The following is a 25,263-nucleotide window of genomic DNA, read 5'->3' as shown; positions in this document are numbered from 1 at the left end:
TGCGGGGCTCATCCATGGGCCGTTGCCGTCCAAAAAACCAGCCCCCGTGCTATTTTAAGCACCGCTTGGGACCAGCCCGGCCGTATGAGAACAAGACGCCAATTTCTCTCCTCACAGACGATTCAGCAGTTTAGGACACAACATGATCCAGAAAGTGCCGGGGCAAAGCGCTCATGGTTCCTACTACCCCTATATAGACGGCTTACGTGCATTTGCCGTTTTGTCGGTAGTGATCTATCACCTGCATGCCGCATGGCTTCCCGGCGGTTTCGTCGGCGTTGACGTCTTTTTCGTCATTTCGGGCTTCATTGTAAGCGCTTCCATCGCCAATTACCGAAGTGGCTCGATTTTACAGTTTTTTGCGTTTTTCTATGCCCGTCGCATCAAGCGGATCTTCCCTGCACTGATTGTGTGTCTCTTGCTCACAGCGTATGTGTCCGCGTTGTTCATTCCATCTTCTTGGCTGAGCAATGTCAACCAACAAACTGGACTCTATGCTTTTCTAGGCATAAGTAATTTCATCTTAGCCGGCACCGGTCGCGACTATTTCGCACCTACCGCCGAGTTCAACCCCTACACCCATACCTGGTCATTGGCTGTGGAGGAACAGTTTTACTTAGTGTTTCCAGTTTTGTACTTGGCATGGATGGGCGGGGCTCACACGCGTTGGCGTTCTGTCGTGCTGTTCGGTATCGGGCTGGCGGCGTCCATAGGCTTTTCCGCCTGGCAAACTCAAGTCAGCCCGACGCAGGCATTTTTCTTGAGCCCTGGCCGTTTTTGGGAACTGGCAAGCGGTGTGCTGCTGTACCAGTACATCAGCCGGAACCCTTGTGATCACACAACCCACACGCCCGCTCAATGGTGGCGAACAGGATTAGCTGGGCTGTCTCTGTCCGCGCTACTGGTCGCGTTTTGGGTCTCTCGGCCTGAGCACTTCCCCATGCCGGGTGCGCTATTAGCGGTGCTAGGGACGCTTGGCTTGATCTATTCCCTGCATAATCACCCAGAGATTCATGCAATACACCGCCTCATTGGTAGTGCACCATTGGTAATGATAGGGCGCATCTCCTATTCCCTTTACCTCTGGCATTGGCCAGTATTCGTGTTGTTCCGCTGGACCTATGGCCTTGATGCACCAGTCCAGTGGGTGAGCGCTGTTGTAGTAGCTGTGGCATTAGCATGGCTGTCATACCGCTTTGTGGAAACCCCTTTTCGCCGCTCCAAAGTACTGCGTAAATTGCCTCCAACGGGCGTCGTTGTGGGTGGGCTGGCTGTCGTGGGGCTGTCCTGTTGGCTGGCCAGCGGCATCAACAATGCCGTCCCGCAGCTTTCGTTGAGTCAAGTGACAAAGCATCCGGACATCTGGTACCCAGACGGCTATTCGCGCGATCCTAACTACCCAGGTTGCGTTGCAGAACCGGATTGGCACCTTGTGGGCGGCGGCTGGATGTTCAGCTATAACCCTGTAGGGTGCAGGGACGACCGTCCGCGCAATGACGCAAGCCTTTATGTAATCGGCGACTCACATGCGCTTGCCTACGCGAGTATGTTCAAGCAATACGCCATTCGGCATGCAACGCAGATCAATGCTTACAACAACGGGGGTTGTCCTTTCATTAGCCTCCAGCCTGAACGCGATATGGACAACAGCGTCTGCAGACGTAACACCGACGCCGCGCTGGCTGATCTTCGGATGCGTATAAAAGGTGGCGATATCTTATTTCTGCCCTCCCTTAGAATGTGGCGCTTCGTGGATCAGTGGGCGTATATAGGTGATGCGACGGTAAGAAGTAAAACGTTTGGCACGCAAGCGGATGCAGATCGCAAACGAACTGAAGACTATGCTGTGTCTGTGCTTAAGGAGTTCACAGACCGGGGAGTACGGGTTGTATTCGAGGCGCCAAAACCTTTGTACAAGGCGCCCCTATTCAGGTGTGCCGACTGGTTCGACCAGGACAATCCAATCTGCGCGCCCGGCTTCGAAATGCCGCGTAGCATGCTCGAGGCATTGAGGGCGCCCGTATTAACGAGCTACGCCAACATCGCTTCGCGTTTGTCCAATGTCGAGGTATGGGACCCGCTTCCCGTTCTGTGTTCAGATGAGGTCTGCAACGCCATGGACGGCAACAAGCCGCTGTTTTTTGACGGTGACCATTTGAGTGGGCATGGCAACATGGTGCTGCTGCCAAGCTTTACCGAGTTCCTCGAGCCGCGGCTAGGTAGATATCCAGCAACGCTGGAGCAGGGCATCGATTTGAACAAGGGTGGCATCCCGGACTTTCTAAAAAAGATTACCGGCTTCTCCCTCACTGAAAACTGGGGACGCTGGACCGACGCCCGCTTAGGACCTGCCAGTCTTGTCTTCGAGCACCCGTTGCCGCCGGCTTTTGTTCTCCAAATCAGCGCCTTGGCCTACGGTCCGAATGTAGGTGTGCCGGTCACGGTAGTAGCGGGTGGCGTCACGCGTCAAGCCGTGTTCAGCGACACTCAAAGCATCCGCAAGATCACCTTCGAGGGAGTCAAGGGGAACACCATTGAAATTATGCCATCGGCTCCGACCAGTCCTAGCGCGCTAGGGGCCAGCGCTGACGAGCGCCTTTTGGGCCTTGGTATTTCAAACGTCAGGTTGCAGCCGGCAGAGGAGCACTCAGCATCGCAGTCATCAAACGCAACTCTGCAGCGGGCGCCATCAAGTGAGCGACTCTGACAGCGCACTGTGGATGCCGATTGGCAGCCTGCTAGGCGGCACGCTGCGCGCAGGGCCGCAGCAGGCAAGACTGGTAGGGGGTTTCCTGATATTCTTTCGGCATATGGACTAGTGCTGGCTGATGCGCTCCGTTAATAGCAGAGCATGCAAAACATTAAGCGTGGTTATCGTCGTGATGAATCAAGCTTGTTCAGTAAATTGTCAGATGCCATGACCGTGGCAGTTAAGGATTAGATATATGGACCTGGTCCCAGTAATTCTTTCAGGTGGCGTCGGCAGCCGGCTATGGCCCGTGTCGCGAGAAGCGCACCCCAAGCCATTCATGACGCTGCCTGGTGGTCAGAACCTCATTCAAAAAACCTTCCTGCGCGCCTCGCGGCTGCCAGGAGTTTCCCAAGTGATGACGGTCACCAACCGTGAACTGTTGTTCAAGACTGAAGACGAATACCGCACGGTCAACCAGAGCGGCCATGCGCAAAGCTACATTCTGGAGCCTTTCGGCCGTAACACGGCAGCCGCTGTTGCCATGGCTGCGCTGCAGCTGCAGAAGGCCCAAGGTGACGACGCACAGATGCTGGTGCTGGCCGCAGACCATCTGATCCAGGACGAGCAGGCATTTGCCCGCGCGGTTGCCACCGCACAACAGCTGGCCGCCGAGGGCTGGCTGGTGACGTTCGGTATTCAGCCTCAATACCCTGAAACAGGGTTTGGCTACATCGAGGCCTCCCACAGCTGTGGTGAGTCCGGCGGCCTCACCGTCGCCCGCTTCGTCGAAAAACCCGACCTGAAAACGGCCGAAGGCTATATCGCCGCCGGTAACTATTTCTGGAACTCGGGCATGTTCTGCTTCCGGGTTGGTACCGTACTGGCCGAGCTGCACCAGCACGCGCCAGAGGTGCTGGAAGTGGCTCAGCAAACACTGGCAGCCTCGCGCCTGGCCACCAGCGGTGCCGACAGTTGGCTCACGCTGGACACTGAGCAGTTTGCCAAGGCCCCGGACATCTCCATCGACTATGCGCTGATGGAGCGCTCCAGCAAGGTGGCGACAGTACCGTGCGACATCGGCTGGAACGACATCGGCTCCTGGAATGCGGTCAGCGAACTGACCTCGGTCGACCAGGACGGCAACCGTTTCGAAGGCGAAGTCCTCGCTCATGGCGCTAGCAATAACTACGTCAACAGCGAAGGTCGTCTGACGGCGTTGGTTGGTGTAAAGGATCTGCTGGTCATCGATACACCCGATGCGGTGCTGGTCGCTCACAAGGATCACGCCCAGGACGTCAAGCACATCGTCGGGCAGCTCAAGGCACAATCCCATACGGCTCATCTCCTGCACCAGACGGTACACCGTCCGTGGGGCACCTACACCACGTTGGAAAACGGTGAGCGTTTCAAGATCAAGCGTATCGTCGTCAAGCCAGGGGCATCCCTGTCATTGCAAATGCATCACCACCGCAGTGAGCACTGGATCGTGGTCAGTGGCATGGCCGTCGTGGTCAACGACAACCAAGAGCTGATGCTCAACACCAATGAATCCACGTTCATCCGTGCTGGCCATAAGCACCGCCTGAAAAACCCTGGTGTCATCGATCTGGTGCTGATCGAAGTCCAGAGCGGTGACTACCTGGGCGAAGACGATATTGTCCGCTTCGAAGACAATTACGGCCGCTGCACTAACTAGCTGTCACTGAACCTGCGCCGATCTTTGTTGCCATACGGGCTCGCAACGGCGCGGGGACGGCTCGCGTTTCATTCTTCACCGGTGGCCACCCAAGGGTGGCCTCGGCACTTGAGTTGGAAGACAATGTTCGATCCCATCCAGACCCAATGCTTCAAGGCCTATGACATTCGAGGCCAGGTTCCTTCTCAACTGAACGACGATATTGCCTACCGCATCGGTCGAGCGCTAGTGCTGGAATTGAACGGCAAGGTCTTCGTCGTTGGTCGTGACATGCGCCTGGAAAGCCCCGGTTTGTCGCTGGCGCTGATCAAAGGCCTGACCGAAGGCGGCGCCGACGTGATCGACATCGGCCTGTGCGGTACTGAAGAAGTGTACTTTGCCACCAGCCACCACCAGGCCGACGGCGGCGTGATGATCACCGCCAGCCATAACCCCAAGGGTTACAACGGCATGAAGCTGGTGCGCGAGCAGTCGCGCCCGATCAGCGGCGACACGGGCCTGAACGACATCCGCCAGCGCGTCGAAGCCGGCAGCCTGAGTGAGCCTGCCGCTCAGCCGGGCCAGGTGCGCGAGGTGTTGGACAAGACCGCCTATATCGACCACCTGCTCACCTACGTCAACCTCGACACCCTCAAGCCGCTCAAGGTGCTGGCCGACCCCGGTAACGGCGCTGTAGGCCCGGTGATCGAGCTGCTCAAGGCACGCCTGCCCCTGGACATCACCCTGATCAACGGCGAGCCGGACGGCAACTTCCCCAACGGCATCCCCAACCCGCTGCTGCCAGAAAACCGCGACCTGACCCGTCAGGCCGTGCTCGACACCGGTGCCGACATGGGCATTGCCTTCGACGGCGACTTCGACCGCTGCTTCTTCTTCGACAACCAGGGCCGCTTCATCGAGGGCTACTACGTGGTCGGCCTGCTGGCCGAGATGCTGCTGGCCAAGCACCCTGGCAGCAAGATCATCCACGACCCGCGCCTGACCTGGAACACCATCGAACAGGTAGAAGCAGCCGGTGGCGTGGCCATCCAGAGCAAGACCGGCCATGCCTTCATCAAGGAGCGCATGCGCGCCGAAGACGCCGTATACGGCGGCGAAATGAGCGCCCACCACTACTTCCGCGACTTTGCCTACTGCGACAGCGGCAACATCCCGTGGCTGCTGGTGGCCGAGCTGATGAGCGTGACCGGCAAGACCCTGGCCCAGCTGGTGGACGAGCGTATCGCCAAGTTCCCGTGCAGCGGCGAGATCAACTACGAAGTGGCCGATGTGAAAGGCACCATCGACAAGATCCTGAACCACTACCTGCCGCAAAACCCCAGCGTCGACCGCACCGACGGCATCAGCGTGGCCTTCGCCGACTGGCGTTTCAGCCTGCGCGGCTCCAACACCGAGCCCCTGCTGCGCCTGAACGTGGAAAGCCGGGGTGACCATCCATTGATCGAGCATCGCGTCAATGAGATTGCGCGTTTGATCAGGGGCTGAATAGCCAGATGAAGCTGCTGCTCAATACAGAATCCCTAGTCCCGCCACTGACAGGAATCGGCAACTACACCTTTAATCTTCTGGAGCAGTTCCTGACGATGGAAGGGGTGGATGCCGAGTGCTTCCAAGGTGCAAATTTCTCCACCGCTGAGCATGCGTTGATGCGTTGTGCTGCTGACAGTGAGCGCTACGCAACGCCCTCGGTGGGCGCCCCCGGGCAAAGTGTCCCTAAACTACTCGAAGCCCAGGTGCGGAGCATTCTGAAGCGGTGGACGTTCACGTCTAGGGCCAGAGAGATGCTGCTTAATGCTCGCCGCTACGTGCGTGCGGGCGAGCGCCGGAACTACCTTTATCATGAGCCGAACTTCATCCTCAAGCCCCACGCAGGTCCTTGCGTAGCGACTATCCACGATCTTTCCTTCCTGCATTACCCGCAGTTCCATCCGCGTAAACGGGTGGAGTGGCTGACCTCTAAATTACCTGAGACGCTCAAGCGCGCCGATTACCTGATTACCGACTCAAATGTGATTCGAGACGAGCTGATGGGTGACTTCGGCATACAAGGTAATAAGATCCGAACGGTGTATCTGGGAGCATCCGAGGCTTACCGGCCGAGAACAGCAGATCTCACCCAGGCGACCTTGCAGCGTTATGGTCTGCACCACGGCCGCTATGTACTGTTTGTGGGAACACTCGAGCCACGCAAGGGTGTAGATACGCTGGTAGAGGCCTGGTGTGGGCTGCCCATTGCCATTCGTGCCGAGTACCCACTGGTACTTGCTGGTGCACCTGGGTGGCACAATCAGGCGCTTGGCAATCGTATCAAAGCGCTTGAGGCAAGCCATGGTGTGCGCCAGCTGTCGTTTGTACCTAGCTCAGATTTGCCAGCGCTCTATGCAGGTACGGCAGTCTTTGCCTATCCCTCAGTGTATGAAGGCTTTGGCTTGCCAGTCTTGGAAGCGATGCAAAGTGGGGTGCCGGTGATATGTACTACAGGCACCTCAATGGCAGAGTTCACCGCAGGAAGTGCTCTGCTGGTGCAGGCGGGTGCTATTGAGCAGATGAGTGAAAAGCTGAACCATCTCTTGAGCAACCCCATTGACCGCGCCACCTTGGCTGAGAGCGGCCTGCGCCGAGCTGCCGATTTTTCCTGGAGGCGCTGCGCCTCGGAGACGTTGGAGGTCTACCGTGCGGTTGGATCTTGACCGACAAGCAAAGACCACATTGTTTTTTTTCTATTGGGTAGGGCATTACCCACGGGCTTTTGGAGCCTTATTGACAGGAAACCTTATGACTACTGTGAGCCAAGTAATATGAAAACGCCGCTGTTTTTGGTGAGAGACGTTCTGCGCTACCGAGGGTTAATATTCGCGATCACGCTGCGTGAAATCAAGAGTCGTTACGCAGGCTCCACATTCGGCGCGTTATGGTTGGTCGTCCCGCCGATATTCATGGTCTTCATCTATACCGTGATTTTTTCGCGTTTGATGCAAGCCCGTATGCCTGGGATTGAACATCAATACGCCTACAGTATTTATCTCTGCGCCGGCCTGATTACGTGGAACTTGCTGCTGGAGCTGGTTCAGCGAGGCAAGGGCGTGTTCCTCGAACATGCAAACTTGATCAAGAAGTCCAGCTTCCCCAAGTTCATTCTCTTCATTCCCGTGATTGCCACGGCAGCCCTCAACAGCTTCATACTGTTGGTTCTGGTCGTCTTGTTCATGCTGTTTTCTGGCTTCCCGATCATGTCCACCGCCTGGGTGTTGCTTGCCGTGCTGGCGACTACCGTTTTGCTGGGGATTGCCGTAGGGGCTTTACTGGCGACCCTGAACGTATTCTTCCGGGATATCGGCCAACTGAGTGACGTCTTTTTTCAGGCGTTGTTCTGGGCAACGCCAATCGTGTATCCCTTGAGTATCCTGTCGGAACATACCCAGTCTGTGCTCTCGTGGAACCCGGTGTTTCCGACGGTGCTCACCGCTCAGAAAGCGTTGCTGGGCGAACCTGTAGGCTTGGCCCAGCTGGGCTACCCGTTCGTCTTTGCCGTCATCGTCCTTGTCCTTGCTGTTGTCTTGTATCAGCGCAGCTACAACGACCTCCTGGATCAGATCTGATATGACAATTCAAGTAAGCAATGTAGGCAAGGCCTACCCGAAACTCAAAGGCCGCTGGCACGCGCTTGGTACGTGGTTGGGCTTTTGTAAGCGTGACCAGAACTGGATCATCCGGAACGTCAGCTTCAATGTAGGTCAAGGCGAGTCCGTAGGCATTATCGGCGTTAACGGTGCTGGCAAAAGTACGCTGCTCAAGATGATCACCGGCACCGCCATGCCCACTGAGGGTTCGATCTCAACCACCGGACGCATCGCGGCGCTATTGGAGCTGGGCATGGGTTTTCACCCAGAGTTCACTGGCCGTCAGAACGTGGCACTAGCCGGGCGTATGCAGGGGCTCGAGCGCGCAGAAATTGTCGCACTGATGCCAGAGATCGAAGCGTTCGCTGAAATTGGGCACTACTTTGACATGCCCGTGCGCACCTATTCTTCAGGGATGTTCGTGCGTCTTGCGTTCAGCGTGGCAACGGCAGTTCGCCCAGAGGTGCTGATCGTTGACGAGGCACTGGCGGTTGGCGATGCGTACTTCCAGCACAAATCGTTCGCGCGTATTCGTGAGTTCAGAGAACAGGGAACAACGTTGCTTTTCGTGTCCCATGATCCGGGTGCTATCAAAAGCTTGTGCGATCGCGCCATCTTGTTGGGTGACCACAAGATGCTCATGGACGGACGCCCTGATGAAGTGCTCGACTATTACAATGCACTCATCGCGCGCAAGGAAGAAGGCTCCTTGCAGGCGCAGGCGGTCAATGCACCTTATGCGGGGCGCTCAGGTAACGGGAAGGCACGAATTGAGGAGCTAACGCTCAGCAGTGATGGCCGTGCTGCAACCATGCTGGATGTAGGCGCGCCTCTGACATTGACCCTCAAGATCCGGGCAAACGAGCCCATCTACGATCTGTCCTTGGGTTTCATGTTCAAAGACCGTACAGGCTATGACATCTTCGGTACCAATACCTGGCTACGGGGAGAGCTGCGAGACCTGGGTGTCGAGGCTGGCATAGAGCAGACCGTGACCGTCACAATTCCTGCCTTCAATGTAGGGCCGGGCAGCTATAGCTTGACCTTGGCGCTGCATGGCGGTGCCGACCACATTGAGGACAACTTTGACTGGTGGGACAAGGCGGTTGTGTTCAACGTCATTGGAAACAGCAGCTACAAGCACTTTGCGGGCGTCTGCGCCCTCCAAGCAGAATTCAAGCTCGACTAGGGTGCAGCATACCGTGCAGCGCGTTTTTAAATCAGCGACGGTTTTCAGCTGTTATTGGCCTATGGGGGCTTGCTCGACGCTGGCAAGACGACCTGCGTAGAATGACCACCCATGGTGTTCCCGTAGCGTACTCATCAAGTGCCATACGCTGGCCACTCAACCAGTTTTGAACCCAAATAATGACTATCGATCTCAAAAAACTGCAAAAGACCATTGAAGCTGAGGTGACCCTTAGGGAGTACGAGCGGGTAACCGCCAGCGCCGAGGCCGCACAGCGCCCCAGTGACGTGCCCAACGATCTGGTGCATACGTTCGAACTGCTTGACCTGGAAGGCTTCCTCCCGCCCAGGCATGAAGCACCCGCGCCAGCCGAAGCGGTGGCTGCTTCTGTACCCGACGATGCACCACCTGCTCAAACACCACCGCCTAGTCTATATCGCCGTCTGAGGCAGTTGCCGGTGGTCGGTCGCTTGCTCAGCCATCCGCGGATCATGAACTTCCTCACCCGCGCACGGCAGCGGCCAGGCGGCGCCACCCTCAAAAATGTGTCGCTCACCCTGGCACATGCTGTTGCCGTACGGATACCAGGTGTACTGCGCTTGCGGCAGCAGCTTGCTGTCTTGGGCGAGTTGCCCCAACGGCTGAGCGCATTGGAGTGGCATATTGCTGACGGTCAGGCACGCCTGCGCAACATTGGCGTACAGGTTCAGAACCAGACGAACCAGAGCCTGTATACCCATGGCCTGGCCATTCAGCAGAACGAGCAGTACCTGATTGAACGCATGCGCCGCTTGGAGCACGTGCTCCGTGAGCAGGCGCTGACCATTGCGGGGCTTCAGGCGGCGCGTCCCGCTGTTGAGCGAGCGGTAGGAACCGTCCAGGCACCTGTAGAGGACATCGGCATGCCGGCCGATCTCTACCTGGAGTTTGAAGCAAGTTTCCGCGGGTCGCCCGAGCTGGTGCGCGAACGCCTGAAGCGCAATCTCGATTACTTCCAATTCGACCCGGAACAACCTTCGCTGCCAGTACTGGACTTGGGTTGCGGTCGTGGCGAGTGGTTGCAACTTCTCAAGGAGGAGGGCATTCGAGCTATTGGCGTCGACTCCAACACTGCCATGATCGAGAGTTGCAAGCAGGCGGGGCTTGAAGTTCACATGGGTGATGCGCTGCAGTATCTAGCCGCTCTCCCTGCCAATAGCCTCGGGGGCTTGACTGCCTTCCATATCATTGAACACCTACCTTTGGGCGTGTTGGTACGGCTGATCGATGAAGCGCGTCGTGTGGTATGCCCAGGCGGCGTGGTGATTTTTGAGACACCCAACCCTGAAAACCTGATCACCGGCGCCTGCAACTTCTACGTCGACCCCACGCACCGCAATCCGTTGCCACCGGCATTGGTCGCCTTCCTGCTTAAAGCACGAGGTTTTGAGCGCGTCGAGATCGATCCAAGGCATCCGGGGGACCCGTCGCTTTTACTGCAAGGTACCGATGAGGCGATCAACGTCCCCTTAAACCGCTTGCTTTTCGGCCCGCAAGACTACGCTGCCATTGGTTATGCGCCCTGAACAGGTTGAGTTGATTCCATGCATTTGATTATCTGCAATGAGCGCCTGCTTTTTCGGTTTGGCGTTGATCGAGTATTGCTGTTGTTGGCACAAGGCCTCAAGGCAGCGGGATGGGACATAACATTCATCGCACACCGTGCTAATCACGATGTATTGCGCCGCATCACCGACCGTGTTCATACGCCGCCGGAGCACCTGGGCGCCTATACCGAACTCGATTTCATCACATCCCAATGGCTGCAAGACCACCGAAAGCTGTTTGTACCCGTAGGTACAGAGCCGTCGGGTACAGTAGCGCTGATCGGCGGCTGGCCGTTCTATTCGTCCATCGCGGTGTTCCGGCAATGGGGCGTTCCAACCGTAGCACTTGACTGCGGCGGTGTTCCCTACGAAGACATGCAAGGGCCAGCGCGACATGTTCAGGAGCGTTTGCGTGCCCAGCGTCGCGAATACCTTCCTGAAGCTCAGGTCGTCACGCCTATCAGCCATTTCATAGCCCGCAGCCAGAGTTTGCCCGATGCCGGGCCTGATGTAGAAATTGCCATGATTCACCTCGGTGCTGACCACCTGAATGGCGGCGTCGACCAAGGGCTTTGGCAGCATGGTCATCAGTTGCACGGTGATTCAACGGCAGAGCGTGTGGCCGACGGGCCCACGATCATTAACTTGGGCCGATGGGAAACGGGCAACTACAAAAACAGTGAAGGGCTCTATCCTATAGCCCGGCGGATTATCGTCGAGCACCCCAATGCGCGCATCTGCGTCCTGGCCACTGCCGACGAATTGAATTTGCCAGCGGATTTAGCGGGCCACATAGTCCCTCTAGGCCACCCAAGCGATAGCGAACTCAACGCGTTGATGGCCAGCGCGCAGTTGGGCCTGAGTGTATCCCGATGGGAAGGCTTCAATCTCCCGCTTGCGGAAATGCAGCAATTACGCAAGCCAGTACTCGTGCTGAATATCGGTGCCCATCCCGAAGTCGTGGCTGATCGAAATCAGCTTTGCACCGATGAGCAGGAAATGAGCGACAAGGCACTGCGTGTGCTTGCGGGTGAATTATTGGCAGATGCTCAGTGGCAGGCCAATCTCGATACCTTCCAGCAGACCTTTACCTGGAAGCGCACCATCAAGGCTTATGCCGACCTCCTTGCAACCTTGAAGCCAGTAAGAGAGCTTCCGGCGCCCAAGCTGATCATCGATACCAGCGCATGCCTGCGCGACACCGCCAATACTGGGGTCGCCCGAGTTGTGCGAAGCCTTACCCGCAAACTGCAGGATCTAGGCGAACCGCTATTCGTTACGTGGGATGAAACGCTGCGCGATTATGTACTGCCCACCGAAGGCGAGTACCAGAACCTGGCGTTGTACGGCGGGCCTCAACCTCACCCGGCGCATTACGTTTTGCCACGGTCCACGCAGAGCCGCCGGCAAACCCTTTCCAGTCTGGGCGCGCGAGCACTAAGCGGTGGCTGGTTGCTGCAAAGCGAGATTGTCTTTGAACGACAGGGGCCGGCGCGCCGTGCTGCTGCACGACAACTTGGGTTGAACGTTGCCGCGATTTTCTACGACGCGATCCCGGTTACACACCCTGAATGGGTTGCCGATACTGTCATCCGTGACAATCATGCAGCCTACATGCGTGGTCTGGCAGAGGTAGATCGAGTACTACCGATCTCGCCGGATGCAGGCAAGCAACTGCAAGCTTTCTGGGCCCGTGAAGAAATCACGCCGCATGCTCGCGTCAAGACTTGCTGGATTCCCGGGGAGTTGACCGCATCGGCCCGCGCTACAACGCCGGCTGATGCTCCGCGCTCCGGTGAAGCTCTGCGTATTCTCTGCGTATCGACTCTCGAACCCCGCAAGAACCATAAAGTGCTTCTTGAGGCAGTCTCACGTCTGGCCCGCGACTACCCTCAACTGGACTGGCAACTGGACCTGATCGGTAATCGTTATGCTGGCGCCGACTACATCGTTGACAGTGTTCGGGCAGCCAGCGCAATGGACCCGCGTATCGTCTGGCATGGTGTAGTCGATGATGCCACGCTCAATGACTATTACGCCAAAGCTCATGTCAGTGTGTATGCCTCGCTCGTTGAAGGCTATGGCATGCCTATCGTCGAGTCGCTGTGGCATGCCCGTCCCTGCATCTGCCATAACGGCGGTGTAATGGCCGAACTGGCAGCCGAAGGTGGTTGCCGCACGGTGGACATGAAAGACCCCGATGCCCTGGCTGCGCAAATTTACGCACTTGCCAATGAACCGCAGGCCTACCTGCAGCTTGCCAGCGAAGCCGTCAGCAGGCCGATTCTTACCTGGCGCAGCTACGCACGGGCGCTGTTGCGCCAACTGGCCGGCCATTCGTCGCGTTCGCTCGCCAAGCCTTTGCCGCGTCAGTGGCAACATCTGCTGATCAATCCCGAACTGCAGCTGGTGGATGATCCAGGTCAACTGGCCCTGGCCTGTCTGTTGCGCCACCAGCAACCACAATGTGCGCTGCTGCTGGGTGAGCATGCCCCATGGGTAGCCGAGCTGATCGGGGATCAGGCTCTGCGTACGTGGCAAGTGGTGGATGATGCGTCCACAGGCGATATCGTTCGCAATGGCGCAGTAAGTCGAATCGATGCTCCTGTAAACGTCGTCCTTCCGTTGTTGAGCAGTGAACTGCAGGACAACGAGGTCGCTGTCGACCTGGTCGTCTTATCGGCAGAGCACGCGAATTGCGACGTATCTATTCAAAGCTTGGCCCCTTTGCTATCCGGACAAACCACAGGCCTTCTGTTGCTAGCAGGTGCAGTCACAAGCGAGCAGGTGCAAAAAATTGGCCTGCCTTCGGAACCTGCTCTTCATCTGCCGGGCTTTAACGCCTACCAGTACCCGCTGTCGGTACAAGGGCCTGAGCAATGAAGGTCCTCGTCATCTCCAATTTTTTCCCGCCGCATGTTATCGGAGGGGCTGAAATTATTGCCCACCATCAAGCCAGAGCGCTGTGCGCGCGTGGGCATGAGGTGAGGGTGCTGGCGGGGGACAACAGTCGCGGGTTGCCAGGCTATCCAATCGAAGAGGAAGTGTTCGATGGCATGCCGGTGACACGCGTGTCGTTGACCTACCTTGACTTCGCGCCGACCGGTAACAACGTCGCACACCCTGGAGTGGAGCGCATTTTCCGACAGCTCGTGGACAAATGGCAGCCTGATGTAATTCATGCGCACCACATGGCTGGCCTGTCGTTGGGTATCCTGCAGTTGGCCCGAGCACGCGGCATCCGCATTGCATTGACCCTGCACGATCACTGGGGCTTCTGCATGAACAGCACCCGGATCACCACACAGGACGTGCTTTGCCACGACAGCACCCAATGCCACAAATGCCATTCGCACATCTACAACGGTGCGTTGCGCCTGCCGCAGCGTATGCGTCAGGACTACCTGCGCTGGCAGTTGGATGCAGTCGATCATTTCATTTCGCCAAGCCGCTACCTTGCTGACACCTACATTGCCAATGGCCTGCCTGCTGAGCGCATGAACGTGATTGCCAATGGCATTGAACTCGAACGCTTCAGCACGACTTCACCACCCGCCCCAGGCAAGAAGCTTAACGTGCTTTTTACTGGGTACATGGGTGGCCACAAAGGCGTACCCACTCTGCTCGAAGCGCTGGCACTGCTGCCGGCAGAGCGCGTACACGTCGATATGGTTGGTGATGGGCACATGCTTGAGGCATACAAGGCACAGTTAAGTGCCAGGGCGCCCGGTGTATCAGCCAAATTCTGGGGGCGTCTGCCTAACAGTCGAATTGCCGAGCGGTTTGCCCAGGCACATGTATTCGTACTGCCTTCGGTGTGCCCTGAAAACCAGCCAGTGACCATTACCGAAGCCATGGCTTGCGGGTTGGCAGTGGTAGGCTCGCGTATCGGTGGCATACCCGAGCTGGTGGACGAGGGGGTATCCGGGCAACTGTTCGAGCATGGCGATGCACAGGCTTTGGCAGATTGCTTGCGCCGCTACATCGACCACCCCGAAATGCTGGTCGCGCATGGAGAAGCCGGGCGTAAACGCATTCAGGCCTTCGCCTTCGACTTGCAGATCGACCGTATCGAGGCGTTACTGCAGGGCCCTGGTGCCAAGCGTTCCGATACGCCACAACTGATCGCCTGCCACGGCGCCCCGTCCGCCAGCACGTTCGACACCGTGCTCCAGGCGCTGTGCCCAGTGCCTGCCAACCGGCCGCAACCCGTCAGCCAGCCATGCTGCATCCCAGCCAACTGGATTAGCCCTGAGCAAGCGGATGTACTCTGGATTGCAGGTCCCACCGAGCAAGACCCAGATGCTGCGATGAAACTGATCGAGGCGTATCGCGCTTTAGGTAAACAGGTGGTGGTCGATGAGCGGCATCTGTTGGTTGCGCGTAACACCGAGTCGGCTTTGTTGGTGCGCGGTGGGGCGCAGGTGGCCCTTGGGTTGGAATACCTGCTGGACTATGCAGCCAAACCAGCCGCTGACAACGTCATCATCCAGGCTTAGCCCTAAGCTGAACAGGCTTGCCAGCCTGTTCAGCTCAAGCCCTCAGCGACCCAGCAGTTGCGCCAACCCTACGTCAAGTGGGGTTACTTGGCAGACGTCAAAAAGCTCGATCAAGCGCTGATTGTCTGCTCGCGAATGGCGTATGTCGCCAGCTCGGGGCGGCTGGTAGGAGATGTCGGGCAAGCCATCCAGCACCCTGTTTAGCGAATCCAGGATATGGTTTAACGACGTAGCCTGGTTCAAGCCCACATTAATGGCCTCATCGACCACAGCCGACGTTTCCAAGCCCTGCACAAGCAGCTGCACCAAGTCGCTGACAAAGAAAAAGTCCCGGGTTTGCTCACCATCCCCGAACACTGTAATCGGCAGCCCTTTCTGGGCGCGCTCGGCAAAAATGCTGATGACACCTGAATAGGGTGACGATGGGTCTTGACGCGGGCCATAGATGTTGAAGAAGCGGAACACAATCGGCAACAAGCCGTGCTCGCGGCGATAGAAGTCAAAATAGTATTCACTGGCCAATTTATCTGACGCATACGGCGTCAGCGGTGCTTTGGCTGTGCATTCGCTGATTGCCGCGCCGGCGCCGTTGTTGCCATAGACAGCGGCGCTGGAAGCGAACACTACGCGTTTTACACCAGCCAAACGCATGGCCTCGCATACGTTAAGCGTGCCTACAAAGTTGCTTTGGTGTGTGCGCACAGGGTCTTCGACGGAGGCCTGCACGGAGGCGACTGCCGCCAGATGAACTACAGCCCCACAGCCCTGCATGGCCTGGTGAACCAGACTGGGGTCTGCCACGTCACCTTCCAACAGCTCAAGGTTAGGGTGAGACAGCTGAAGATTACTGCGTTTGCCCGTCGAAAGGTCATCAAGCACTCGCACTGCATAGCCTTTGGCGAGCAAGGTATCAGTCAAGTGAGAGCCAATGAAGCCGGCGCCACCCGTTACCAGTATGGGCGCCGTGGGCTTAGGAATTGTAGACATGTCGAGTTCCGAGATGAATGATCAAAAAGCGTGACAGAGGCGATGCATGATACGCACAGGTGCAGAAGTGGGAAATCGCAGAATCATACGGTGCGTCTGGCGGGAAGATAGTCAACGGTGTGCTTGTTCATTGAAATTGGCGGTTTAGCATGCTCACTGGTAAAAGTCGAACGTCATATTGACGAGGGCACGCAGCGTAAAATTGGCCTCAGACCTGCCACTGAATAGAGGCCTGGTCTGCGCATGGCCCAGGCATGGATCGCAGACCGCTATGGCTTAGCCGTACACGTCAACATTCAACCGCTGCAAGTGCACACGATCTGCGATCACGGGTGTTTTGCTCAGTCTGCCATGCCGGCTTCTGCGTCATCCATCAAGGTTTTGGCTAGCGCGTTTAAATAATAGGCCGCCCATAGCAGCTTGGGATTTTCATCCATCAAACCACTGATGGTCAGCTCCTGTGCGTAACCCATCAATTCAGAGGCCTGAGTGCGGGCGTGCTCGCACGGTATGCCGGGTTCGATGCAGAACAGTGGCTCTGTTTGCTGTTTGCCTTGATAGAACTTGGTTTTGCCGGCGGTGACGCCGGTGTGGTGTGCGGTCATTGGTTGATCTCCCTGATTGTTGGCTGCCAGTGCTGCGGTGTGGGCGACCATTGCTTGGCAATGGTCTGCCTGGCGCAGCGCCAGCTGGCTTCAATGCATTGCTCGAGGTTCTTTCGGCTTTTGCACGTGCACAAGTGCTGACTCCAGCAATGCCCGCAGCGTCTCGAGTTCGTGCAGAGACGTCATGATCAGAATCGATGCCGGCGATTTGGGCTGTAGCAGCAAGGCCTGATGCGCGACGGTCGCGGCGCATAGCGCGTGGTCCGTGGCTTGGATCAGGGTGTTTTCAAGGGAATGGATGTGGTGCGGTGGGTCGGGGACGATCTTAAGCATCGCGTATGTCCTTTGATCTGTGCGGCCGCCTCTTGCTGTCAAACAAGTGGGTGGCAGCTGTACGTGGGTTGACAGACCGGCGGACATAGCAAGTTCCGGCGCACGCAAGCGTGCCCGCACGTACAGCCGCCATCAAGGACGAGCTGATCTCTATGTACCGTGACGGCCTGTCAAAGCCGTGTCGTTGATAGCTAACGACAGGGCGAGACTAGGTCGCTTCTAGACTGGCCGCAACGGGAAATAGAGAGGAAGAGTATCTTTGGGAAATGGACTACAGGGAAGGTATACATTCTGATTTTTTGCTCCAGCGGCGTTGTTTCACCTGTATGAAAACCTCTCGGCTGAAGCAGCGCCGAATGTGCTTTCGGCTGTAGAATTAGGCTTTCTGTGCCGTTTTTCCCGTACGAAGGTCATCGTTAGGCATGGAAGCCCCGTCGGATAGCGGCAGAGTTTTGCTACGGCGAGTATTTGCACCCTCAGATGTGTGATCCATCTACGGAAACGCTGACCTAGGACTGAAAATGCCTGTAAAGTCTCTTACTCATTCACGCTAAGCCTGTGGTGCGCCTGCAGGTTCATTACGGGCTATCTGCCCATATACTTCTTCATCGAGTACCTATGATTAAGATCACCCAGCACATCAACTGCTCGAACACTGCGCCCTTCGTCTTGTTCGGCGGCATCAACGTACTGGAGTCAGAAGCACTTGCTCTGACCGCCTGCGCCGAATATGTGCGCGTTACCGAGAAGCTTGGCATTCCCTACGTGTTCAAAGCTAGCTTCGACAAGGCCAACCGTTCCTCAATCCATTCCTACCGCGGCCCTGGCTTGGAAGAAGGTCTGCGCATTTTCGAGAAGGTCAAAGCAGAATTCGGCGTACCAATCATCACCGATGTGCATGAAATCCATCAGGCCGCTCCGGTCGCCGAGGTGGTCGACGTGTTGCAACTGCCTGCTTTCCTAGCACGTCAGACCGATCTGGTCGTTGCGTTGGCCAAAACGGGCAAGCCGGTCAATATCAAGAAGCCGCAGTTCCTCAGTCCGTCCCAGGTGCAGAATATCGTGCACAAGTTCAAGGAAGCGGGTAACGAACAATTGATCCTCTGCGACCGCGGCACCTGTATGGGCTACGACAATCTGGTGGTCGACATGCTGGGTTTCGGCGTGATGAAGCGCACATGCAATAACCTTCCGATCATCTTCGACGTCACCCACGCTCTACAGAACCGAGATCCGTCGGGCGCAGCGTCCGGCGGACGTCGCGAACAGGTGGTCGACTTGGCACGTGCGGGTATGGCTGTTGGGCTGGCCGGCTTATTTTTGGAAGCTCATCCCAATCCGGATCTAGCAAAATGTGACGGGCCAAGCGCGCTGCCACTGGATAAGCTGGAACCTTTCCTGACGCAGATCAAGACTTTGGACGATGTGGTCAAATCACTGCCACACCTTTCGATAGCCTGACACACAGGCGGAGCTGTTGAGTGAGACTCATCGGGCGTTAGCCATACCGGTGAGAAGGGCAGCTCCGTACGATGGCTAAGAACCAATCTTGGCAAGCGTGTTAAAAAAGGGTTAGGACTGAGCGGCACAGCCTCGATGGTGGCTGCGAGTAAGGGCAAGCCCCTTAGTTACCTATGCCAGCCCAAAGCCGTCTATTAGCGCCTTGGCTAACGCATCCAGATAATACACAGCCCATACCAGCCTTGGAGTTTCCGCCTTCAAGCTTTGATGGTCAGGCCCTGTGCCGAAACACGCTAATTCAGAGGCTGGAGTATGGGCTTTCTCGCAAGGTCCGCAGGCGTCAATGCAACACGGCGGTTGGAGTGACTCCTTCATAAATACTCGCTCTTGCCGGCGTTGAAGCTAGTATCTTATGCGGTCATCGTGTGATCTTCCTGATTGATCGCCGCCAGTCTCGCCCTGTGTTGATGTGCATAATGAATCAGCTTGCCTGAGGCCTGTTCGGGTATGCCTTTGCGCGAGCCAAACCTGATTATATGAGCCATACCCTTTGCAGCGGGCAGGGAAGCCCTTAGAATCAGAACCCTCATCCTTATCCTAATCCTTCACGGAAGAATATGAACCACCTCAATATCGCCAAGCAAGCGCTCATCGCCCAGGCTCGCGCCGTCAATGAACTCGCTGATCGTTTGAATGGTGAGTTTCAGAATGCAGTGGAGATTTTGCTAAGCTGCCAAGGGCGCGCCGTGGTTTGCGGTATGGGAAAGTCAGGTCTGATAGGCCAGAAAATGGTCGCGACATTCGCTTCCACGGGCACTCCGAGCTTCTTTCTGCACCCAGCGGAAGCCTTCCACGGTGACCTAGGAATGTTGAAGTCCGTGGATGTACTGATTTTAATCAGTTACAGCGGCGAGACCGAGGAAGTGATCAAGCTCATCCCAAGCCTGAAGTCATTCGGCAATAAGATTATTGCCATGACAGGCAATGGCAAATCTACCTTGGCGAAGCATGCTGACATTTGGCTGGACATATCGGTCGAACGTGAGGTTTGCCCTAACAACCTGGCGCCGACCACCTCGACCCTGGCAACGATGGCCATGGGTGATGCCCTCGCAGTAGCGTTGATCGAAGCCATTCAATTCAAACCTATGGACTTTGCTCGGTACCATCCCGGGGGCAGTCTTGGCCGTAAGCTATTGACCCGGGTCAAGGATGTAATGCATTCACCAGCCCCAGTGGTGACGCGCGCCACCAGCTTTCACGATTGCCTGTTAGTGATGACACGCAGCCGCCTCGGCTTGGCCGTGGTATTGGAAGAAGACCAGCTGGTGGGCATTGTGACTGACGGTGACCTCCGTCGTGCGCTGCTGGAAAACCCAGGCATCACCCAAGAAACTGTGGCGCAATTCATGACGGGGAAACCGCATACTATCCTTGAAAATGCGCAGCTCTCTGAGGCTGAGACTTACATGCTGGATAATAAAATTCGAGCTCTGGCGGTAACAAGCGTGGAGGGCGCAGTGGTAGGCGTGGTCGAAATATTCGACTAGTCGTTACACCGACCACGCTAACAGGTCATCACCTCAGTCGAAGTGCTCTGCCTTATTCAATGACACGCCCAGACAATCTTTTGCGGAGAGCGAGGGCGTGTAATCGATTGGCCACTCGATTGCAATTTCCGGGTCATCCCAAGCGATGCAGCGCTCGCTTTGAGGTGAGTAAAAATCTGTTGTCTTGTAGAGAAACTCTGCCGTCTCGCTTAGGGTGACGAAGCCGTGAGCAAAGCCTGGTGGAATCCACAACTGATTGTGGTTTTGCGCGGACAACACAGCGCCCACCCATTTACCAAATGTGGCCGAAGAGCGACGGATATCTACCGCGACATCAAATACTTCACCCTGTACCACACGTACGAGCTTACCCTGTGCATGGGGGGGCAATTGATAGTGCAAGCCGCGCAACACACCCTTAGTCGAGCGGGAGTGGTTGTCTTGAACAAAAGTAACTTGCTGGCCGGTTATTTCATTGAAAACGCGAGCGTTGAAGCTCTCGTAGAAAAAGCCGCGCTCATCACCGAAAACTTTTGGGGTGAATAGAAAAACTTCAGGGATTGCTAACGGGATTGCATTCATTAGAAGACTTTCTCTTTCAGCAGGTTTTTCAAGTACTGACCGTAACCGTTTTTGAGCAGTGGTTGAGCCAAACGCTCAAGTTGCTCGGCATTGATCCAGCCGGCGCGGTAACAGATTTCTTCCGGGCAAGCCACTTTGAGTCCTTGGCGGCGTTCCATGGTTGCGATGTATTGGCTGGCATCCAACAGGCTGTCGTGTGTGCCGGTATCCAACCAAGCGTAACCACGACCCATGATCTCGACGTGCAGTTGCTCTTGCTGCAGGTAAAGATTGTTCAGGTCGGTAATTTCGAGTTCGCCGCGTGCGGATGGTTTCAGGTCACGCGCTAGGTCAACAACCTGATTGTCGTAGAAGTACAGGCCAGTCACTGCATAGCTCGACTTAGGGGCTGTGGGCTTTTCTTCTAGCGAGAGCACACGCCCGGTCTGGTCGAATTCCGCAACGCCGTAACGTTCAGGGTCATGCACGTGGTAGGCAAACACCGAAGCACCGGCAGCGCGATTACCCGCATTCAGTAGCAACGACTGGAAGTCGTGGCCATAAAAGATGTTATCCCCTAAAACGAGTGCAGAGGGATCGTTACCGATGAAGTCAGCACCGATTGTAAATGCTTGGGCCAACCCATCTGGGCTTGGTTGTATGGCATAGGTCAGATTGATACCCCACTGGTTGCCGTCGCCCAGCAATTGCTCAAAGCGTGGAGTGTCCTGCGGCGTTGAGATGATCAGTATCTCCCGAATCCCAGCTAACAACAGGGTGCTGAGCGGGTAGTAGATCATCGGTTTATCGTAGACTGGCAACAACTGTTTAGAAACAGATAGTGTGGCCGGGTGTAGACGTGTGCCAGAACCGCCAGCCAGAATAATTCCTTTACGAGCCATTTGAGTCCCTATTGCTAAATTTCGTCCAACATACGCTGAACGCCATGCTGCCAAGGCGGCATTTTAAGGTTGAATGTACTTTCCAGTTTCTCGAATGCCAGACGTGAATTGCATGGGCGAGGCGCGGGCACTGGATAAGCTTCGGTACTGATCGCAACGATCTGCTCAGCGCTGACCTTAAGCGCAACTCCTTGGCGAGAGGCGTAAGCTAATACAAACTGGGCAAAGCCGTGCCAGCTGGTTTCACCTGCTGCGCACAAATGGTAAGTGCCGGCTAATTGCCTCGCATCCTGCTCGTGCATTACCTTGCGCAAAATCTGCGCGGTAACGTCGGCGATCAGCTCCGCACCTGTCGGGGCACCGAACTGGTCTGCAACCACGCTAAGAGCATCGCGTTCGCGCGCTAATCGCAGCATGGTCTTGGCAAAATTGTTACCACGGGCAGCATATACCCAACTCGTACGCAGCACTATAGCTTTGACTCCGCTGCACTCGATGGCCTGTTCACCTGCGAGCTTGCTGCGGCCGTAGACAGACAGCGGGCCTGTGGGCGAATTCTCTTGCCACCGTGCCTTGCCGCTACCGTCAAACACATAATCGGTGGAATAGTGGATCAGCCAAGCGTCGAGTGCCGCAGCCTCGCGGGCGAGTACTCCGGTCGCCGTGGCGTTGATCATCATCGCCAATGCCTCATCACTCTCGGCTTTGTCCACCGCTGTATAAGCCGCAGCATTGACGATTACGTCTGGGGCTACTTTGTGGACAGTAGCAGCCAGACCAGCATGATCTGCCAAGTCGCCACACAGGCCGTCCGCCCCGTAACGATCCAACGCAATCACTTCGGCGATTGGAGCGAGAGCGCGTTGCAGCTCCCACCCGACTTGACCGTTCTTACCCAGCAGCAGAATTTTCAAACCCTTCACGCTCCGTATTGTTGCGCTACCCAGTCACGGTAGCTGCCATCTATGACACCTTTAACCCAAGTTTGGTTGGCCAGATACCAGGCGACTGTTTTACGGATACCTGTGTCGAAGGTTTCGGCTGGTCTCCAACCCAACTCACGCTCAATCTTACGGGCGTCAATAGCGTAACGGCGATCGTGCCCCGGCCGGTCAGCAACATAGGTGATGAGCTCGGCGTATTGCTCCACCGGCTTACCTGTCTGCTGGTTGATGACTTGCCGAGCTGATGCTGGTGCCATTTCATCAAGCAACGCGCAGACAATCTTCACAATATCGATGTTGGCCTTTTCGTTCCAACCACCGATGTTATACGTTTCGCCACATGTGCCAGCCTCCAGCACACGACGTATGCCTGAGCAGTGGTCCTCCACGTATAGCCAGTCACGAATTTGTTGCCCATCGCCGTACACCGGTAGGGATTTGCCAGCCAGTGCGTTGACAATCATCAACGGGATGAGTTTTTCAGGGAAATGGAACGGGCCGTAGTTGTTCGAGCAGTTTGTGGTCAGAACCGGCATGCCGTACGTGTGATAGTAAGAGCGTACGAGATGATCGCTGGCCGCCTTGCTTGCCGAATAGGGGCTGTTCGGCGCGTATGGTGTGTTCTCCGTGAAGGCTGGGTCTGTAGGGGCCAAGGTTCCATATACTTCGTCTGTGGAGACGTGTAAGAAACGGAACGCCGCTTTATCGGCGCCTTGAAGGGTATTCCAGTGTGCGCGCGCTGCTTCCAACAAGCGGAAGGTGCCTACTACGTTGGTTTCTACGAAGGCTTCAGGACCAGTGATGGAGCGGTCCACATGCGATTCGGCAGCAAAATGCACTACGGCGCGTGGGCGGTGCTGAGAAAATATTTTTGCCAGCAAAGCTGCATCGCAAATGTTGCCATGCACGAAGCGCTGCTGATCATTGCCCTCGAGCGATTGTAGATTGGCTCGGTTGCCGGCATAGGTTAGGGCGTCTAGGTTGACGACTGGCTCGTCGTTGAGAGCGCACCAGTGTAATACAAAATTTGAGCCGATGAAGCCGGCTCCGCCTGTAATCAAGATCATCTCGGGACTCTGTATTGTGAGCTATGGGGCTGTGATCGACGCGATCTGTGGATGGCCGCGATTCTATGCAGTGTCGCAACACTACATGGTGTACTCGGTTCAAGCATGTGAGAATACCGCAAGCGACCAGCCAGGGCCATCAAAACGCAGTGCAGCCAACTCCAAAAAAGCACGATAGGCTGTACACGCTAGAACGGCCGAACCATCCCAACGGCGACTGTCGAAACGGCATGACTGCATGGGCGCCGATCTGCGTGTTGGTTGCTTGGCATCTGCTAATTATTCTGATTACATGCATCGAAAGAAACGGTCAAGGAAAAAGAAAATGAGTGTGCAATTCGCAGAGCCCAACCTTCTACGCGCTGCTATAGCAGCCGGAGATTCATCCGAAGCCTATCGAATGTTGGTAGCGTTCGTGGCCTCGGTCGAAGAAGATGTCACCAATGATTTGATGGACTTGGTCGAGCAGGCGATGTCAAATTGCTTTCACGAATCGCAGATATTGGATTTCGATTCGAGCTGGGGCGAAAAGTTCAGAAAAAGTATTCATAAAGAGAGATATCACTCGCTAATTACTGAATACAATGGGTTGAAATTTTCCGATAGCACCAGGAACGTGATTGTCGGCACAGATGGTTATCTCTACCTTTCTGGCGGTAGACATTCTGTTCTGGATTACATAACGGGTCGAAAGAATCCAGATTCGCATTCATTTGATAACTTTCGCGACAATATCAAGCGCAGAGCAGAGTATTGCTCTGCGCGAAACATAAAGTATACGCATATCATATTTCCTGACAAGCAGTCGGTCGAAATAGAAAATTTCCCTTTGGATAAATATTCATGCCTAGGTGATGCCTATTCTAAGTATTGTATTGACCTACCGCAGTCGCTATTGTATCCAAGGCTTGAGCTTGGTTCTGGATCATTCCATAAGAAAGACACGCACATGTCGGATCGTGGATATTGTGTGCTGACATCGCTCTTACTTAAGCAGCTTGGGTTTAGCTCTAAAGTGTGTGAAGAGGTTAAACAAGAATTGTTGTCGTGCCTGACTAAGCCTGTGAAGTATTCGGGTGATCTCGGGTCTAAAATGGTACCCGAAGAGTTTGATGTTAAGCTTGATATTGATGCAGGGTGGAATTACAAGCATCTAAAAAATAATCTGGGCGTCTCGAACGACGGACTTTCTGAGTTGTATTTTAACGAGGCGGCGCTAACCCAAATGAGAGTGTTGATATTTGGTGACTCATTTTCAAGGTTGCACAGTCTATTTCTATCGAAATGCTTCAAAGAAGTAGTTTTCCTCAGGACCCGGTATTTTCATGAGGAGCTAGTGGAAATGGCCAAGCCCGATTTAGTTATTACTGGCAATGCTGAGAGATATTTGAGCTTTGTTGAAAAAGACGAAATGGCTCCTAATTTCTTCCTGTATCCACTTTTAAAAGGTATCGGGCATGCTCCGGATCAAGAGTATGCAGTAGCTATGAACGCGTTTTTGTCCTACGGGAAACCCGCTTACAGGAAATTCAAAGACGAAATAATTCGGTATGGCTTCTAGTTGTAAGTTT

General features: G+C 55.6%; 20 protein-coding genes. 12 read left to right on the top strand and 8 right to left on the bottom strand.

Annotation, left to right across the window (positions count from 1 at the left end; genetic code table 11):
* Positions 1 to 142: 142 nt before the first annotated feature.
* The 9 genes from ACF8R3_RS11865 (at position 143) to ACF8R3_RS11825 (ending at position 15,282) form a co-directional block, all read left to right on the top strand.
* Positions 143 to 2,707, top strand: coding sequence for an acyltransferase family protein (locus tag ACF8R3_RS11865; RefSeq protein ID WP_392515652.1), 2,565 nt, complete (start codon positions 143 to 145; stop codon positions 2,705 to 2,707).
* Positions 2,708 to 2,945: 238 nt separating this feature from the next.
* A complete protein-coding gene (locus tag ACF8R3_RS11860; protein WP_058638473.1) occupies positions 2,946 to 4,388 on the top strand; it encodes a mannose-1-phosphate guanylyltransferase/mannose-6-phosphate isomerase in 1,443 nt (480 codons plus the stop codon).
* 123 nt (positions 4,389 to 4,511) lie between these two features.
* Complete coding sequence (locus ACF8R3_RS11855) at positions 4,512 to 5,873, top strand: phosphomannomutase (protein ID WP_392515651.1); 1,362 nt, start codon at positions 4,512 to 4,514, stop codon at positions 5,871 to 5,873.
* A gap of 8 nt (positions 5,874 to 5,881) precedes the next feature.
* Positions 5,882 to 7,078 (top strand): glycosyltransferase family 4 protein, encoded by a 1,197-nt coding sequence (locus ACF8R3_RS11850; RefSeq protein WP_392475495.1) that lies wholly within the window; start codon positions 5,882 to 5,884, stop codon positions 7,076 to 7,078.
* Between the two features lie 108 nt (positions 7,079 to 7,186).
* Positions 7,187 to 7,987: an ABC transporter permease gene (locus ACF8R3_RS11845; RefSeq protein WP_144967191.1), complete on the top strand. Its 801-nt coding sequence runs from the start codon at positions 7,187 to 7,189 to the stop codon at positions 7,985 to 7,987.
* A 1-nt stretch (position 7,988) separates the two neighbouring features.
* Positions 7,989 to 9,197: an ABC transporter ATP-binding protein gene (locus ACF8R3_RS11840; RefSeq protein ID WP_392475494.1), complete on the top strand. Its 1,209-nt coding sequence runs from the start codon at positions 7,989 to 7,991 to the stop codon at positions 9,195 to 9,197.
* 491 nt (positions 9,198 to 9,688) lie between these two features.
* The gene (locus ACF8R3_RS11835) at positions 9,689 to 10,762 is read left to right on the top strand and encodes a methyltransferase domain-containing protein (RefSeq protein ID WP_392515650.1); all 1,074 of its coding nucleotides are present in this window, start codon (positions 9,689 to 9,691) and stop codon (positions 10,760 to 10,762) included.
* 18 nt (positions 10,763 to 10,780) lie between these two features.
* Positions 10,781 to 13,666 (top strand): glycosyltransferase family 4 protein, encoded by a 2,886-nt coding sequence (locus ACF8R3_RS11830; protein WP_392475492.1) that lies wholly within the window; start codon positions 10,781 to 10,783, stop codon positions 13,664 to 13,666.
* On the top strand, positions 13,663 to 15,282 hold the full coding sequence (locus tag ACF8R3_RS11825; RefSeq protein ID WP_392515649.1) for a glycosyltransferase family 4 protein: 1,620 nt from the start codon (positions 13,663 to 13,665) through the stop codon (positions 15,280 to 15,282). Before ACF8R3_RS11830 ends, ACF8R3_RS11825 begins: the two co-directional genes overlap by 4 nt.
* A gap of 42 nt (positions 15,283 to 15,324) precedes the next feature.
* Here ACF8R3_RS11825 and ACF8R3_RS11820 read toward each other — a convergent pair whose 3' ends face one another.
* From ACF8R3_RS11820 to ACF8R3_RS11810, 3 genes are all read right to left on the bottom strand, one after another.
* Positions 15,325 to 16,269: an NAD-dependent epimerase/dehydratase family protein gene (locus ACF8R3_RS11820; RefSeq protein ID WP_392475490.1), complete on the bottom strand. Its 945-nt coding sequence runs from the start codon at positions 16,267 to 16,269 to the stop codon at positions 15,325 to 15,327.
* Between the two features lie 341 nt (positions 16,270 to 16,610).
* A complete protein-coding gene (locus ACF8R3_RS11815; protein ID WP_392515648.1) occupies positions 16,611 to 16,874 on the bottom strand; it encodes a DUF3077 domain-containing protein in 264 nt (87 codons plus the stop codon).
* 90 nt (positions 16,875 to 16,964) lie between these two features.
* Positions 16,965 to 17,207, bottom strand: coding sequence for a hypothetical protein (locus ACF8R3_RS11810; RefSeq protein ID WP_392515647.1), 243 nt, complete (start codon positions 17,205 to 17,207; stop codon positions 16,965 to 16,967).
* Positions 17,208 to 17,825: 618 nt separating this feature from the next.
* Here ACF8R3_RS11810 and kdsA point away from each other — a divergent pair.
* The gene (gene kdsA / locus ACF8R3_RS11805; RefSeq protein ID WP_392515646.1) at positions 17,826 to 18,668 is read left to right on the top strand and encodes a 3-deoxy-8-phosphooctulonate synthase; all 843 of its coding nucleotides are present in this window, start codon (positions 17,826 to 17,828) and stop codon (positions 18,666 to 18,668) included.
* A 171-nt stretch (positions 18,669 to 18,839) separates the two neighbouring features.
* On the opposite strand, the gene ACF8R3_RS11800 is transcribed toward kdsA, so the two are convergent.
* A complete protein-coding gene (locus ACF8R3_RS11800) occupies positions 18,840 to 19,043 on the bottom strand; it encodes a DUF3077 domain-containing protein (protein ID WP_392515645.1) in 204 nt (67 codons plus the stop codon).
* Positions 19,044 to 19,285: 242 nt separating this feature from the next.
* Here ACF8R3_RS11800 and ACF8R3_RS11795 point away from each other — a divergent pair, with 242 nt between their 5' ends.
* Positions 19,286 to 20,218: an SIS domain-containing protein gene (locus tag ACF8R3_RS11795; protein WP_392515644.1), complete on the top strand. Its 933-nt coding sequence runs from the start codon at positions 19,286 to 19,288 to the stop codon at positions 20,216 to 20,218.
* 33 nt (positions 20,219 to 20,251) lie between these two features.
* Here ACF8R3_RS11795 and rfbC read toward each other — a convergent pair whose 3' ends face one another.
* The 4 genes from rfbC to rfbB are packed head-to-tail and all read right to left on the bottom strand — an operon-like array spanning position 20,252 to position 23,692.
* Positions 20,252 to 20,800: a dTDP-4-dehydrorhamnose 3,5-epimerase gene (gene rfbC / locus ACF8R3_RS11790; RefSeq protein ID WP_392515643.1), complete on the bottom strand. Its 549-nt coding sequence runs from the start codon at positions 20,798 to 20,800 to the stop codon at positions 20,252 to 20,254.
* Complete coding sequence (rfbA, locus tag ACF8R3_RS11785) at positions 20,800 to 21,681, bottom strand: glucose-1-phosphate thymidylyltransferase RfbA (RefSeq protein ID WP_392515642.1); 882 nt, start codon at positions 21,679 to 21,681, stop codon at positions 20,800 to 20,802. Before rfbA ends, rfbC begins: the two co-directional genes overlap by 1 nt.
* Before the next feature lie 14 nt (positions 21,682 to 21,695).
* On the bottom strand, positions 21,696 to 22,595 hold the full coding sequence (rfbD, locus tag ACF8R3_RS11780) for a dTDP-4-dehydrorhamnose reductase (RefSeq protein WP_392515641.1): 900 nt from the start codon (positions 22,593 to 22,595) through the stop codon (positions 21,696 to 21,698).
* Positions 22,596 to 22,600: 5 nt separating this feature from the next.
* On the bottom strand, positions 22,601 to 23,692 hold the full coding sequence (gene rfbB / locus ACF8R3_RS11775) for a dTDP-glucose 4,6-dehydratase (RefSeq protein ID WP_392515640.1): 1,092 nt from the start codon (positions 23,690 to 23,692) through the stop codon (positions 22,601 to 22,603).
* A gap of 325 nt (positions 23,693 to 24,017) precedes the next feature.
* Between rfbB and ACF8R3_RS11770 the strand changes: the two genes are divergently transcribed.
* Positions 24,018 to 25,253 (top strand): hypothetical protein, encoded by a 1,236-nt coding sequence (locus tag ACF8R3_RS11770; RefSeq protein WP_392515639.1) that lies wholly within the window; start codon positions 24,018 to 24,020, stop codon positions 25,251 to 25,253.
* Positions 25,254 to 25,263: the final 10 nt, after the last annotated feature.

The sequence above is a fragment of the Pseudomonas sp. FYR_7 genome, assembly GCF_043106155.1.
In the GTDB taxonomy this organism is placed as follows: Bacteria; Pseudomonadota; Gammaproteobacteria; order Pseudomonadales; family Pseudomonadaceae; genus Aquipseudomonas; species Aquipseudomonas parafulva_B.
The sequence above is the reverse complement of the archived record's forward strand: the minus strand, read 5'-3'. Positions and strand labels throughout refer to the sequence as shown.